Annotated in this window: 15 protein-coding genes; 3 read left to right on the top strand and 12 right to left on the bottom strand. The window is 61.6% G+C overall.

The window, feature by feature from the left end:
• Nucleotides 1-63 precede the first annotated feature (63 nt).
• The gene (locus tag GOQ28_RS07175; protein WP_160351348.1) at nucleotides 64-399 is read right to left on the bottom strand and encodes a YnfA family protein; all 336 of its coding nucleotides are present in this window, start codon (nucleotides 397-399) and stop codon (nucleotides 64-66) included.
• A complete protein-coding gene (locus GOQ28_RS07180) occupies nucleotides 396-773 on the bottom strand; it encodes a MerR family transcriptional regulator (RefSeq protein ID WP_160351349.1) in 378 nt (125 codons plus the stop codon). The genes GOQ28_RS07175 and GOQ28_RS07180 overlap by 4 nt, the downstream gene beginning before the upstream one ends.
• 103 nt (nucleotides 774-876) lie before the next feature.
• Between GOQ28_RS07180 and GOQ28_RS07185 the strand changes: the two genes are divergently transcribed.
• Complete coding sequence (locus GOQ28_RS07185) at nucleotides 877-1,935, top strand: MBL fold metallo-hydrolase (protein ID WP_160355978.1); 1,059 nt, start codon at nucleotides 877-879, stop codon at nucleotides 1,933-1,935.
• 93 nt (nucleotides 1,936-2,028) lie between these two features.
• On the opposite strand, the gene GOQ28_RS07190 is transcribed toward GOQ28_RS07185, so the two are convergent.
• Nucleotides 2,029-2,661, bottom strand: coding sequence for a LysE family translocator (locus GOQ28_RS07190; RefSeq protein WP_160355979.1), 633 nt, complete (start codon nucleotides 2,659-2,661; stop codon nucleotides 2,029-2,031).
• Between the two features lie 189 nt (nucleotides 2,662-2,850).
• Between GOQ28_RS07190 and metC the strand changes: the two genes are divergently transcribed.
• Nucleotides 2,851-4,047, top strand: a complete 1,197-nt coding sequence (metC, locus tag GOQ28_RS07195) for a cystathionine beta-lyase (protein ID WP_160355980.1) — start codon at nucleotides 2,851-2,853, stop codon at nucleotides 4,045-4,047.
• Nucleotides 4,048-4,137: 90 nt separating this feature from the next.
• On the opposite strand, the gene GOQ28_RS07200 is transcribed toward metC, so the two are convergent.
• From GOQ28_RS07200 to argS, 3 genes are all read right to left on the bottom strand, one after another.
• On the bottom strand, nucleotides 4,138-4,770 hold the full coding sequence (locus GOQ28_RS07200) for a thiol:disulfide interchange protein DsbA/DsbL (RefSeq protein WP_160351353.1): 633 nt from the start codon (nucleotides 4,768-4,770) through the stop codon (nucleotides 4,138-4,140).
• A gap of 208 nt (nucleotides 4,771-4,978) precedes the next feature.
• Nucleotides 4,979-5,689, bottom strand: a complete 711-nt coding sequence (locus GOQ28_RS07205; protein ID WP_160355981.1) for an SPOR domain-containing protein — start codon at nucleotides 5,687-5,689, stop codon at nucleotides 4,979-4,981.
• A gap of 8 nt (nucleotides 5,690-5,697) precedes the next feature.
• Complete coding sequence (gene argS, locus GOQ28_RS07210) at nucleotides 5,698-7,383, bottom strand: arginine--tRNA ligase (protein ID WP_160351355.1); 1,686 nt, start codon at nucleotides 7,381-7,383, stop codon at nucleotides 5,698-5,700.
• A 300-nt stretch (nucleotides 7,384-7,683) separates the two neighbouring features.
• On the opposite strand from argS, the gene GOQ28_RS07215 reads away from it, so the two are divergent.
• Nucleotides 7,684-8,034 (top strand): DUF1840 domain-containing protein, encoded by a 351-nt coding sequence (locus tag GOQ28_RS07215; protein WP_160351356.1) that lies wholly within the window; start codon nucleotides 7,684-7,686, stop codon nucleotides 8,032-8,034.
• Between the two features lie 84 nt (nucleotides 8,035-8,118).
• On the opposite strand, the gene GOQ28_RS07220 is transcribed toward GOQ28_RS07215, so the two are convergent.
• The 6 genes from GOQ28_RS07220 to GOQ28_RS07245 form a co-directional block, all read right to left on the bottom strand.
• Entirely contained in the window at nucleotides 8,119-8,919 is an 801-nt protein-coding gene (locus GOQ28_RS07220) for a carbohydrate ABC transporter permease (protein ID WP_160355982.1), read from the bottom strand.
• Nucleotides 8,916-9,791, bottom strand: a complete 876-nt coding sequence (locus tag GOQ28_RS07225) for a carbohydrate ABC transporter permease (RefSeq protein WP_160351358.1) — start codon at nucleotides 9,789-9,791, stop codon at nucleotides 8,916-8,918. Before GOQ28_RS07225 ends, GOQ28_RS07220 begins: the two co-directional genes overlap by 4 nt.
• A gap of 12 nt (nucleotides 9,792-9,803) precedes the next feature.
• On the bottom strand, nucleotides 9,804-11,099 hold the full coding sequence (locus tag GOQ28_RS07230) for an ABC transporter substrate-binding protein (RefSeq protein WP_160351359.1): 1,296 nt from the start codon (nucleotides 11,097-11,099) through the stop codon (nucleotides 9,804-9,806).
• Nucleotides 11,100-11,109: 10 nt separating this feature from the next.
• Nucleotides 11,110-12,204 (bottom strand): ABC transporter ATP-binding protein, encoded by a 1,095-nt coding sequence (locus tag GOQ28_RS07235; protein ID WP_160351360.1) that lies wholly within the window; start codon nucleotides 12,202-12,204, stop codon nucleotides 11,110-11,112.
• Between the two features lie 143 nt (nucleotides 12,205-12,347).
• Nucleotides 12,348-13,172: a phosphodiesterase gene (locus tag GOQ28_RS07240; RefSeq protein WP_160355983.1), complete on the bottom strand. Its 825-nt coding sequence runs from the start codon at nucleotides 13,170-13,172 to the stop codon at nucleotides 12,348-12,350.
• A gap of 39 nt (nucleotides 13,173-13,211) precedes the next feature.
• Nucleotides 13,212-14,258, bottom strand: coding sequence for a LacI family DNA-binding transcriptional regulator (locus GOQ28_RS07245; RefSeq protein ID WP_160355984.1), 1,047 nt, complete (start codon nucleotides 14,256-14,258; stop codon nucleotides 13,212-13,214).
• Nucleotides 14,259-14,318: the final 60 nt, after the last annotated feature.

The raw sequence follows: 14,318 nt of genomic DNA on the forward strand, positions 1-14,318 counted from the left end.
CCCGCCATCGCGGGCCTTTCGGCGCGTGATGTAGCGGCACGCGCGTGCCTTGTTCACGCTGCGTCAATACTGCGTTTTTGGACCCAAAATGATCAACGCCATGCCGGCCAGACACAACCCTACGCCTGCCAGATCCGTCATGCTCGGTCGCACGCCGTCGACACCCCATAACCACAGCAACGCCACACTGACGTACACGCCGCCATATGCGGCATAAACCCGTCCGGTGGCGGTTGGATGCAGGGTCAGCAGCCACACAAACAGCGCCAGACTGATCGCGGTGGGCACCAACAACCACGCCGAATGGCCTTGTTTAAGCCATAGATAAGGCAAGTAGCATCCGACGATCTCGGCCAAGGCGGTAAGCACGTAAAGCCCGAGGGTGGCCGATAAGCTCATGATTGCTGATCCAACGCCGCCTGACACTGCCGTTCCTGCTCGGCGATCTCGTTGAGCGTGTCGTCGATATCGCGGCGCTGCTGCTCCAGCGCCGCGCGATGTTGCGCCAGCACCGCCAGATACTGGCGCAATTGCAGCGTGCTGTCGCCCGGACCGTCATACATGTCGATCAGCGAGCGTATCTGTGCCAGCGGCAAGCCCAGGCGTTTGCCGCGCAACGCCAGTTTCAGGCGCGTGCGATCGCGCGGGCTGTAGACCCGATTACGACCCTCGCGCGCGGGGCTGACAATGCCTTGATCCTCATAAAAACGGATCGTGCGCGGGGTAATGTCGAACTCGCGCGCGAGTTCAGAGATCGTCCAGGTAGGCGGCATGCGGTGGTTGGCAGTTTACGTAAACGTAAATTATGATGGTCTGCACCAATCGTCAAGCCTGTGCTAGCCGTCAGTGTGACGGCAACCCTACCGTGAGCCATCGATGAATCCAAACGAGCATGCATTGCAGTATCCCTTTGGAGACACACAACCTGAGCGCGGTACGGCGCTAGAGGTCGCCCCCGGCGTGAAATGGGTGCGTATGCCCCTGCCCTTTGCGCTCGATCACATCAACGTGTGGCTGCTAAGGGATGAAATAGACGATCGCCAGGGCTGGACCATCGTGGACTGTGGTGTGAGCCGGGACGAGGTACGCGAACTATGGGAGCAAGTGTTCGCCACGCAGCTCGATGGCTTGCCCGTGCTGCGCGTGATCGTCACGCATATGCATCCCGATCATATGGGTCTGGCGTACTGGCTCTGTGAGCGCTGGCAGGCGCCATTGTGGATGAGCATGACGGACTATATGACCGCCCTCTCCTGGTCATCCCAAGCCGGGGGTTCCGGTTCCAACGGTGAGGCCGCTGTCGCGCATTTTTCGCGTCATGGCATGACCGATCCCGATCAGCAAGAGCAGATTCGCCAACGCACGGGCTATTACCCCGGCCTGGTGCCGTCCGTGCCCGCCAGTTATACGCGGGTGATGGATGGCGATGAAATAAAGATAGGCGATCACGCATGGCAGGTCATCGTCGGCTATGGGCATGCGCCCGAGCATGTGTCGCTGTACTGCCCGGACCTGCGCGTGGTGATCTCGGGCGATATGGTGCTGCCGCGCATTTCCACCAACGTCAGCGTCTTCGCCTACGAACCAGACAGCGACCCGCTGCGTTTATATCTGCAGTCCTTGGACGGCTATCGGGGCGTGGCTGCCGAGGCGCTGGTGCTGCCCTCTCATGGCCGGCCATTCAAGGGCCTGCACGAGCGTATCGCGCAACAGCATCGGCATCATGCCGACCGTCTCGCCGAGGTGCTGGAGGCTTGCGCGCAACCGCAATCCACCATGGACATCGTGCCCGTGATGTTCAAGCGCAAGCTGGATCTGCATCAGCTGACCTTCGCGATGGGCGAGGCGCTCGCGCACCTGCATATGCTGTACTTCCAGGGCAAGCTAACGCGTCGCACGGAGGATGACGGCATCGTCCGATTTCGTGTCCGCTAGCCGGGTCGCGGCTCAGGCGCCCGAAGGCGGCGCTTGCCCGCGCGCTTGTAAACCGTGAGGCCAGCGTCAGGGGCGACACGGACCCAAGTGTAGTCACCGGCTGGTGGTCGCCAGCCGTATCGCCAACCCCAGAAATACCACCCCGGTTACACGATTGAGCCAACTCGCTGCCTTGGGCGAACGCTGCAGCAAGCGCCCAAACGCGCCCGAGAAAAATGCGATCGCGCTAAACACGATCAGCGCGGCGAACATAAACAGCACGCCCAGCATCACCGTCTGCAGTGCCACCGGGCCATAGGCTGGATTGGGCGACGTGAACTGCGGCAGGAACGCGAAAAAGAACAGCAGCACTTTAGGGTTCGTCAGGCTCATGAACACCCCGCGTCGGTACAGCGCCCACGGCGCCATCGCGGGCGGCCGCGAGGCATTGAGCGGCCCGCTGGGCGCACGTAACGCGCCCCAGGCCAAATAGGCCAGATACGCCGCGCCCACGAACTTCAGCGCCGTGAACGCATACGGCGAGGTCGCCACGATCGCCGCCAGCCCGGCAGCCACCGCCGCCGTGTGCCCCAACACCCCCGTGCACAATCCCAGCACCACGCACATGCCAGCCCGTGGCCCCCATAGCGCGGATTGCATCAGTACGAACAGATTGTCCGGGCCCGGCGTCAACGCCAGCACGATGGCGATACCAAAAAATGCGAACAGCGTGTCAAAGGGCAGCATGATGCGAGGCCGCGCGGGACGGCATAAAGACAATTGGCCAAAGAAGGCTTGAAGCGTACTGCCGCCATACGCCGGCTGGCAATGCCCATATGCCTTGGGCGCAATCGCTTATGCGCACGCGAATGCCTTGAATCCCCTACTATCGGCGTTGTACCTTTCTTCAGTCCGATCACTCTCGCATTGCATCCTATGGCTAAAGACCCAGTTAATCCGCATTTAGACACCTTGTTGCAGCACACCGGCACGGCGCCTTTTAACCCCGACACCGGCTCCGCGCCGGTCAACCTGCCCTCGATGCGGGCGAGCACGGTGCGTTTTCAGAATCTGCAAGCGCTCGAGGCCACGCAACGCCGCAAAAACGCCGGCGAGCGCGTGGCGACCTACGGACGCATGGGACTGGATACCCACGCCGCGTTGGAGCGCGTGTTCTGCGAACTGGAGGCCGGCACGCATGCCTATCTGGCGTCCTCGGGCGTGGGCGCGATCACCATGGTCATGATGTCGCTCTTGTCTTCTGGCGATCACGTGCTGGTCTCCGACTGCGTCTATGGTCCGGTGTACGAGCTGGACGAGGCGCTGCTCAAGCGCCTGAATATTGAGGTGACCTATTTCACCGCTCAGGACGATCTGGCCTCGTTAGTGCGCCCGAGCACGCGTCTGTTGTACGTCGAGTCGCCCGGATCGTTGCTGTTTCAGATGCTGGATATCCCGGCACTGGCGAAGTTCGCGCGCGAGCACGATCTGGTGTTGGCCTGCGACAATACCTGGGGCTCGGGCTACATCTATCAACCGCTTAGCCTGGGCGCGCATGTCTCGGTCGTGGCGGGCACCAAATACGTGGGCGGTCATTCGGACCTGATGCTCGGCGCCGTCATCACCAACGACGCGCAGATCGCCCAGCGCATCAACCGCACGCAATACGCCATGGGGTATTCCATCAGCGCCGACGACGCGTGGCTGGCCTTGCGTGGGGTGCGCACGCTGCCCATTCGCATGGCCCAGCATGGCAAGAACGCCTTGCAGGTATGCGAGTTTCTGGCGCAGCGTCCCGAGGTCGCGCGCATCTACCATCCCGCGTGGCCGCAGGACCCCGGACACGCCATCTGGCAGCGTGATTGCACTGGCTCTAACGGCATGATGGCGGTGGAGCTGAAGCTGTCCAAGGAGGCGTCGCGGCGGTTCGTGGACGCGCTAACCCTCTTTGGCATCGGCTATTCGTGGGGCGGCTATGAGAGCCTGGTGCAATGGGTGACCCCGGGCGAACTCGCGCGCCATGGTTATTGGACGGGCGGCGATCATGCACTCGTGCGTTTGCATATCGGGCTGGAAAACCCCGCCGACCTGATCGCGGATCTCACTCAGGCGCTGGAACAAGCCGGCGTATAAAGAAAACCGCCTGCTATGAACTGACTCCACGAACTTGTAGGGTCAGTTCACCAAGCAGGCGGTTCTGAGGCGACTAAGTCTGTCAGCCGTTTAGTTCGCGCGAGCCATCGGGATCAAGCGATCGATCTCGCGCAACGCGCCTTCGTAGCTATTGCCGGCCAGACTGGGCGAGGTGATGTACTTGCCGCCCACGGCAAACGAAGGCGTGCCTTCGATCTTGTATTCGTTGGCCAGCTGATCGGCGCGCTGAACTTGAGTCTGCACGCTGAACGAATCAAAGATGGAGTCGAACTGCGCGCGATCCACGCCCTGCTCGGCCACCCAATCGCCCATCGCTTTCTTGTCGAACAGGCGCTTGCGCTCGTTATGCATGGCGTTAAAGACCTTGGCATGCAGGTCCGGGCGGTTCAGCGTTTGCAGCGTGTAGAAAAGCTGCTGCAGCGGCTTCATGCTGGCGTTAAACGCAATTGGCACCTGCTTGAGCACCACGTCGTCGGGCTTGGTTTTGGCCCACTCTTCGACCATGGGCTCGATCACCGCGCAGTGCGGGCAGGTATAGGCGAAAAATTCCAGAACTTCGATCTTGCCCGGGGTGTCCGAAGGCAGCGGCGGATTGACCGCCACATACTGCTGGCTACCTTGCGCGTGGGCCGCGGGGGCGAACATCGTCGAAGCGGCCAAGGCGGCGGCAGCGACCAGGCGGGTGAGCGAAGAAAACTGCATCTGGCGTATTCCTGATTCAATAAATTAATGGACTGCGTTGACCAACCGCAATGCGTGTCTCACACGGATCCAGGGGCGGCGACATCGCTGGCAGCCTTTCGGCTGTGCGTAGGGGCCTACTCACAGACCGCAAACACCGAGCATAAGTTCCGCCGCCCTGGCGCGCAACACCTTGCTGGCATGCTTGCCAAGGCAGGCGCAAATCGCATTATTGCCGCACCACGGCGGTTTCGATCTTGTTTTCCCCGAGGAGCGTGCGGGCGCGGTTCATGTCATCCAGGCGCGCGAAAGGACCGACTCGCACCCGGTTGATCTGCTTGCCATTGACCTCGGCGCGCTGGACGGCCACGGGCAAGCCCAACAGCAGTATGCGCGCCTTCGCGGCTTCAGCGTCGGCGGTGCGCTGAAAAGCGCCGGCCTGCAGGAAATAGCTGCCATTAGCCGCTGGAGCGGCCGCGGCGGGCGTCGCGGTGCGCGCGGGCGCGGGTGTCGCTGCGGGGGCAGGCGCGGGCTTCGGCGCGGCAGCGCGTTCGCCGCTACCGCTGCTGGGCAAGGTCGCGATCAGGGCGCCTAGCTCGTCCAGCGGCTTGACCGGCTCCGGCGCGCCGGGCACCGGAATGGTCGGCTGCAGATTCGGCAGCGGCGTGGGCGCGGTCGCCGTCGGCCCGGTGGGCGGTGTACCCGCCGCGCCATCGCGTCCATACAGGCCCATGTTGGGATCCGGCGCCTGGCGTGGGTCGATCTGCTCGTTGCGGTTGTTATCGCGCGTGGCGCGGTCGACGAAGGGCATGGGCGCCTTGGTCACGTAAAACGCCACCACGGCCGCCACGATCAGACCAACCAGCAGGCCGGCTAACGCACCATACATGGTGCTGCCGCCCTGTGATTTCTTCGCGCTCGATTTGCGTTTGGTCGCCATGTATCCGATTACATCCGTTGCGGGGCCGACACGCCGAGCAACGCCAGCCCGTTAGCCAACACCTGGCGCGTCGTTGCGGCCAGGCGCAGGCGCGCGAGTTTGAGGGCTTCGTCATCGACCAGCACTCGCTCGGCGTTATACCAGCCGTGGAAGTCCGATGCGCAGTCACGCAGCCAGAACGCGATATGGTGAGGCGACAGCTCTTGCGCGGCCAGCGCAACGACCTGCGGGAATCCCGCCAGACGCTGCATCAGCGCGAATTCCGACGGCGCCGTCAGCAGCGATACATCGGCGTTGGCGATACTGGCGTCATCCGCGCCGGCGTTCACGATCATCGAGCAAATCCGCGCGTGGGCGTACTGGATGTAATACACCGGGTTCTCGTCGCTCTTGGACAACGCCAAGTCGATGTCGAACACGAATTCCGTATCCGCGCGGCGCTGGATCAAGAAATACCGCACCGCGTCGCGGCCCACCCAGTCGATCAGATCGCGCAGCGTCACATAGCTGCCCGCGCGCTTGGAGATCTTTACCTCTTCGCCGCCGCGCATGACCTTGACCATCTTGTGCAACACGTAGGCGGGATAGTCCTTGGGGATACCCTCTTCCAGGCCCTGCAGGCCGGCGCGCACGCGCGCGACGGTGCCGTGGTGGTCGCTGCCCTGAATATTCACCGCGCGATGGAAACCGCGCTCCCATTTGGCCTTGTGATAGGCCACGTCGGGCACGAAATACGTATAGCCGCCCTCGCTCTTGCGCATCACGCGGTCTTTATCGTCGCCGGTGCCGAGTTCGGTCGTGCGCAGCCACAGCGCGCCGCCTTCCTCGTAGGTATGCCCCTTCGCAATGAGCGTCTGCACGGTCTGTTCGACGCGTCCGGAGGTGTAGAGCGAGCTTTCCAGATAGAAATTATCGAACGCCAGGCCAAACGCCTGCAGATCCAGATCCTGCTCGCGGCGCAGATAGGCCACCGCGAACGCACGGATGTCGTCCAGGTTGTCCAGGTCGCCGCTGGCCGTCACGGCCTGACCGTCAGCCGCCTGCAGGGTTTTCTTGGCTAGAAAATCCTTGGCGATATCGACGATGTAATCGCCCTTGTAGCCATCGGCGGGATAGTCGGGGGAATCCGGCTCGATCCCACGGGCCCGCGCCTGCACGCTGATGGCCAGATTGTTGATCTGGTTACCCGCGTCGTTGTAGTAGAACTCGCGCGTCACGTCCCAGCCGGTCGCCTCGTACAGGCGGCAGATGGCGTCGCCGAGCGCGGCCTGCCGGGCGTGGCCGACGTGCAGGGGGCCGGTCGGGTTGGCCGAGACAAACTCGACCAGCACTTTTTCGCCATTCTTGGACGTTTGGCCGAAGGCCGCGCCTTGCTCGGCCACGGCGTGGATGACCGCCTGGCGGGCCGCGGCGGTGATGCGGAAATTGATGAACCCGGGGCCCGCGATCTCGGCGCTTTCGATCAGCGCCTGCGCTGCCGGTTGGGCCATCAGGGCGTCGACGATGTTTTGGGCCAGCTCGCGCGGGTTACGGCGCGCGGGCTTGGCCAGTTGCATGGCGACGTTGGTGGCGATATCGCCGTGGGCGGCAACCTTGGGACGCTCCAGCAGCACTTGGGGCTGTGCATCAGGAAGGCATTGCGCGACGGCGGCTTGAATCAGCGAGACGAGTTGTTGTTGTTGCTCAGGGAGCATGAGAGGAATCAGCAGAGAGTGTTAAATATCCGTGACGGGATGCCTGGCGATGTCAAACCCCACATCCGACCGGAGCGGTCACATCGGTATGGCGCACTGCGCCAGGGGGGCATCCGTCTTGGACGCGCGCGACCCAGCGACACAGCGCAGCGGCTAACCGTGGACTCATTCACGGGTGATGCCTAGATCATAGCGTGATTTGGCCGGTTTTCCGTGGGTGCAGTGCCCAGTTGCAATCGCATTGGCGTCCTCGACAACATTGCGGTAGTGTATAGACGTGTCCCTAACGGAATCCTCAGCATGCTAATTAAATTTCGCTCTAAGACGGTCGCCGAAGTTCTGATGCTGTCGGCTAATGCTGCCCCTCTGCTGCGCGCCGCTGGAAAGACGGTCGCTGATGACGTGCCCGAACGCGGGGTCTTCACGGTGGAACAGTTGCCCGCCGCCATCGCCGGCATCGAAGCCGCCATCAAGGCCGAAGAGGCCCACCGCCCCGCCCAGCCGAGCGAGGAAGAGGACGACGCCGCACCCGTGCCGCCCATGGCGCAGCATGTCGAACTGCACCAGCGCGCTTTCCCCCTGCTGGACATGATGCGCCGCTCGCTACAGGACGGCGAGGACGTGACGTGGGAATCCACCAAGGGCTGGTGAGGCGATCACGCCATGATCTGGTCAGCCGGGTGGCGTTGGCGCCACCCAGCCGTGCCCGGGCGTGTTCCAGCCTTGGCTCACGCCCTAGCGAATCCCGGCTCGCATAAACGATTGCACGAACTGACGCTGGAATAACAAGAATCCGACCAGCAGGGGTGCCGCCGATAACAACGTCGCCGCCGTGATCACCGACCAATCAATCCCCTGGTCGGTCGACGAAAACACCTGCAAGCCGACCGTCAATGGTCGCGACTCCACCGAGTTGGTGATGATTAAAGGCCACAGAAAGTTATTCCAATGGTGACTAACCGACACCAGGCCGTAAGCGACATAAATCGGCTTTGCCAGCGGCACGTACACTTTCCACAGAATCTGCAGCGGCCCCGCACCCTCCACGCGGGCAGCCTCCTCCAACTCGCGCGGCACGGTCTTGAAGGTCTGGCGCAGCAGAAATATCCCGAATGCGGAAGCGAAGTACGGCAGCCCGATGGCAAACACCGTATCGCGCACGCCCAGCACGCTCATGGATCGATAGTTCTCCACGAGCAACACATCGGGCATGATCATCAGCTGCAATAACACCAGCAGGAATAAAAAATCGCGTCCGGCAAATTCAAACCGCGCGAACGCATAGCCTGCCAACGTCGAGAGCACCAACTGCGCGGCCAGCACCATGGTCACGAGCAAAAAGGTGTTGATGTAATACTGAGGAAACGGCGCGGCATGCCAGGCGCGCGCGAAGTTTTCCAGCGTCCATGGCGCCAGCAGATCAAAACGCGTGGCATAGGCCGGCGGATGAAACGCCGCCCAGACCGCATAAGCCAGCGGCAAGATCCACAACAGGCCCAGTAGCCAGGCTCCCAGCGTATCGAGTTTTTGGGTCATTGGTAATGCGTCTTCCGGTCAAGCCAGCGAAACTTCACGAGAGCCGTGATCGCCAGGATCAGCAATAGCACCACTGTCAGCGTTGCCGCGTAAGCGGTGTCCCAGAAACTAAAGCCCACCTGATAGATGTAGTAAAGCAGCAGCGTGCTCGCGTTGTCCGGCCCGCCGCGCGTCATGACGACTACGTGATCGACCAGGCGGAACGCATTGATCAACGCATTGACCAGCACGAACAGCGTGGTGGGCATCAACAACGGCCACAATACCCGGCGGAAATACTGCCAGCGTGATGCGCCCTCGAGCAGCGCCGCTTCGCGCAACGAGGGCGATACGGTTTGCAGCGCGGCGAGATAAAAGATCATGAAAAAGCCGGCCTCTTTCCAGATCGTGACCATCATCAGCGCGGGCAAGGCGGTATCGCGGCTACCCAGCCAGTTAGGTCCGGCGATGCCAAACCACTGCAGCACTTGGGCGATCAGTCCGTACTGTGGCGTATAGAAAAATAGCCAGATATTCGCCACCGCCACCATGGGCAACACGGTGGGCGTGAAATACGCCATGCGCAAAAAACCCCGGCCCGCCAGGCGCTGATTGACCCACAACGCCATCACCAGCGCGATGGCGATGGAAGTCGGGATGGTCCCCAGCGCGAACCACAGGTTGTTCCACAGCGACTGCCAGAACACCGGATCGTCGGCCATCAGCGCATAGTTTTCGAGCCCCACGAAGCGCGCCGGGCGGTTGCCTCGCGGGGTCGAGTAAAAGCTATGCCACATCGTGGCCAGCGCCGGATAGTGCGTGAACGCGGCCAGCAATACCATCGCCGGCAATAACAGCAGCCAGGCGTAGACAGCGTGCAAGGATTTGTTCATCGCACTGATGCCTTAGCGATAGCTGCGCAGAACGCGATCGGCTTCACGCTGAGCGTCGCGCATGGCTTGCTCCGGTGTCTTGGAGCCGGTCAGCATGGCCTGCAGCGCATCGTTGAGCGTCTTGGTCACGCGTTGATTGTCATGAGTGGAAAACTCCGCGACGCTCACTTCGAGTTGATCGCGAGCCACCGTAGCGGCCGGGACTTCCTCGGCATACTTCTTCATTTTTTCTGTTTCCCATGCAGCGGGCGTCACCGCGACATAGCCGGTCGCGATACTCCAGTCCGCCGCGCGCTCGGGCGTCGTGGCCCATTGCGCGAACTTTAAGGCCGCGGCTTGCTGCTCGGGTGTGCCGCTTTTAAAGATATAAAAGTTGCCGCCACCGGTCGGGCTGCCGCCGCGTATTTTCTTGGGCATCATCGCTACGCCAAACGGAAAGCTCGCGTTCTTGCGGATATTGGTGAGGTTGCCCGTGGTGGTCCATACCATCGCGGCCTTCTTTTCCAGGAAGTCTTTCGGCGTGGTACCCCAATCGATGGTGCCGCGCGGCATCACGCCATGCTTGACCGACAGATCCTGCCAGAACTGCGCCGCCTCGATTACGTGGGGTTTATCCAGATAAACTTCGTTGCCCTCTTCGTTCATCAAGATCGCATCGTTCGGCGTGGTCAAGGCCTGGAATAGCCAGTACGCGAATGCGCCACCGGACGGAATCTCCAGCCCCCATTGCGTGACATTGCCCGAGGCGTCTTTCTTGGTGAGCTTCTTGCCGTATTCGACCAGCTCTTCCCATGTGCCCGGCGCGCGCTCGGGATCCAGGCCTGCCTCTTTAAACAGGTCTTTGTTGTAATACATCACGATGGTTGATCGTTGAAACGGTATGCCCCATACATGGCCGCCCGTGCGGCTGTTCTGCATAAACGCATCGTAGAACCCGCTCAGCCATTTCTTATCCGCATCTGTCTTGGCCAGACCATCGATGGGCACGATCGCATCCTCATCGATGAGCGTGAACATATCGGTGGAAAGCAACACAGCCAGTTGCGGTGGCGTGCCGCCCTTTAACGCGGTCAGCGCCTTGGCGATGGAATCTTGATAGGAGCCCGCGTAAATCGGCTTGATGTCGATATCCGGATTCTCTTTTTCAAACTCGGCCACCATATCGTCGACGATCTTGGTGATCGGCCCACCGACCGCCACGGGGTAATAGAACTCGACTTCCACGGGCTTGGCCAAGACGTATCCCGGCAGGGACAAGCAGGCGCCGGCCAGGGTGGCGGCAAGGGCTTTGAGAGCAGTTTGTCGCATGATCGTTTTCCTAAGATAGCAGTGACTCGGGTGACAGAGACTCGGCGCCAGAGCGCCCCGGCACAGAAATAGCCGCCGCATCGGCGGCAAAAAAATGTTGGTCTTCAGGACGCCACGCGACGGTCAACATATCGCCCGCGTCGGCGCGCAAATGCCCGGGCGCGCGCACCGCAATGCCGCTGCAGCTGCCGATGCGGCATACGACGATGGAATCCGCGCCGAAATACTCCACGCTTTCCACCACGGCCGGATAGCCTTGATCGCTAACGCGGATATGCTCGGGCCGCACTCCCAGACGCTTGGCCTGCTCGGGTGCGCTCGCGATGGTGATCCCGTGCAGGCCCGCGATGCCCAGGCCGCCGTTTTCGCCGGCCAGATCGATCAGATTCATCGGCGGCGTGCCGATAAAACGTGCCGCGAATTCCGTCGCGGGCCGCGCATACAAGCCATCGGGCGTATCGCGCTGTTCAATGCGCCCTTGTCGTAACAACACCACCTGATCCGCCATGCTCATCGCTTCGGTCTGGTCATGCGTCACGTACACCATGGTGATGCCCAACGACTGTTGCAGCGCGCGTATCTCGCGTCGCATTTCATGACGCAACTGCGCATCCAGATTCGACAAAGGCTCGTCCATCAAGCACACGGGCGCTTCCGATATCACCGCGCGCCCCAGCGCCACGCGTTGCTGTTGTCCGCCCGATAATTGCGAAGGCTTGCGATCCAATAGCGCCGTCAATCCCAGCAGTTTCGCCACGCGATCCAATCGGCGCGGGAAGTCGGCGGCGGGCTCCTTGCGCACTTTGAGTCCGAACAGAATGTTCTCGGCCACTGTCAGATGGGGAAAGAGCGCATACGACTGAAACACCATCGAGATGCGCCGCTGCGAGGGTGGCAGATGCGTGACATCGCGATCGCCGATCAATATCCGCCCGGACGTGGGCGTATCCAACCCCGCGATCATGCGCAGCGTGGTGGATTTCCCGCAGCCCGAGGGCCCGAGCAGCACGGTGAAGCTTCCCGCCGGGGCGCTAAAGCTCACGCCCTCGATCGCGGCGGCATCGCCGTACTGCTTCGTCAAATTTTCCAGAACGATGTTGGACATATTGATCGTGAAGAGAAGTGAACGGCTCGGTACGTCATAGGCGCTGTCGCCAGCCCCTGTATTCTGGGTCTAAATGAAATCCTTTTCATTCTGCAGTGCAAACATGACGAGAGCATGTCAGTGCAGCCATGTCGTGAGCGGCGCTATTCATCGATCAGTCCTCCGTTTTCGTCATGAAAGGGATATGGCCCCGGATAGTCGTCGATATAGGCGTGATGCGTGATCAGCGCGCCATCGCGCCAATCGTGCAGATGAAACGCGGGCGGTTCCATGACGAACTGACCCGGCGCATCGGGCTGCAGATTCAGCGCGATTTGATGCGCCGGACTCGGGCAAGTCGAGGCGATCGTGCCGCCAAAACGCCGAAAAATGCTGCGGTGCAAATGCCCGCAGAGGATGCGTTCCACATTGGAATGCGCGGAAACGATCGCTTTTAAGGCCTCGGCGCCTTCGAGCAAACCGATGTTATCCATGTACTCGATGCCCGTTAGGAACGGCGGATGGTGCATAGCGATGACCGTTGGCCGCTCCGGTTGTTCCGCGAGCCGCGCGCGCAACCAGTCCAATCGCCGTGCGCACAGCGTGCCATGCCCGTGCATCGGCACGACTGTATCGAGCATCAATAAACGCACGGGATAGTCTTCCACCGCATACTGCACGAATCCATCGATTCCGCGCAGATAGTCATGTCCCGTGAACGTTTCCACCAAGGTCTCGCGCGCATCGTGATTGCCCGGCATCAGAAAATAAGGCGCGCGCAATGCATTGAGCATGTTCTTCAGATGTGCGTACTCTTCGCGCTTGCCGAAGTCCGTCAAATCCCCGCTGATGATGACGACATCCGGCGCGGGGTTCAATCGATTCAATGCATGCACCGCGGGCGGCAGATAACTGTCAGTCTCCACCCTGCGATAGGCTTTCTGACCCGGCATGCGGATGTGTAAATCCGAGATCTGTGCGATGAGCATGTGTCAGGTTCTCATGGGTTCGTAGTGGGTAAAACGCCTTCATGCGGCATAGGCACGCCTGCGTCGTGCAGGCTGCGGCTGCCATACGCCAGCCGTGCCGCCATCCACAATGCGATGCGGCAAGCGCACCGAGGCCGCTGGCTTGCCGGCTAATCGATCCAACAGCAATGCGCACGCCGTCGCGCCGATGTCGCGGCTTGGTTGCGCCGCAGTGGTCAACGGAGGAACCAGCAATGCGCCCACGCCCGCCCCGTCAAAACCGCAGACCGCCAGATCGCCGGGCACGTGTACACCCAACTCGGCCAGTTGCGATATCACTGACATGGCCAACAAATCGTTAGAGCAAAACAAGGCGCTGGGCGCATCCGCGCGCGCCAGCAGGTCGCGCAATATCGCCGGACTGGACTCGGTATGCGCGGGCATGACGCAGTGCGCAATGCGCGGCAGCCCCAATGTCTTTGCCCCTGCCCGCGCGCCTTGCAACCGTCGCCGCGCCCTGTCGGACGAGGTTAGCGGGCCGCTGACGAACGTCAATCGCCGATGTCCCCAGGCGCTCAAGCGCGCCACCATATCGAAGGCAGCGGCCTTGTTATCCACCGACACGTACGGGTGCGATGCCGATTCGTTATAGGCCAGAATATGCGGCAGGCCCGCCAGCTCCAGCGCATGCAGCGTGGCATTGCTCGCCGCGTCCCCCACCGTCAAGACCAATCCGTCGATTTGGTGATCGATCAGCGCTTGCGCATAGGCCGATTCGACCGAGGGGTCATAGCCGGTGAGCCCCATCATCACGCTATATCCGGCCCTGCGCGCGGCCTGTTCGGCGCCTTCAAAACATTCCGCGAAAACCGGATTGGCCAGCGTGGGCAACAGCAGCCCAATCGTACGCGTACGCCCCGCACGCAGGCTGCGTCCGACGCGGTTCGGGCGAAACCCTAACCGTTGCGTCACTTCATCGATACGCGCGCGGGTCGCCGGCCGCAGCAGGCCAGGTTGATTGAACGCCCTGGACACGGTGGCGGGCGATACCCCGGCTTCGCGGGCGATCTCCAGAATAGACAGGCGCTGCGGCGCTTTTGCGGTCATGGCAGCTCAACATTGAAAACGATTTCACTTTAAGGGACGAGCATGACAGCCAGATTGCAG

Source organism: Bordetella sp. 02P26C-1 (assembly GCF_009763255.1).
GTDB lineage: Bacteria > Pseudomonadota > Gammaproteobacteria > Burkholderiales > Burkholderiaceae_B > Bordetella_A.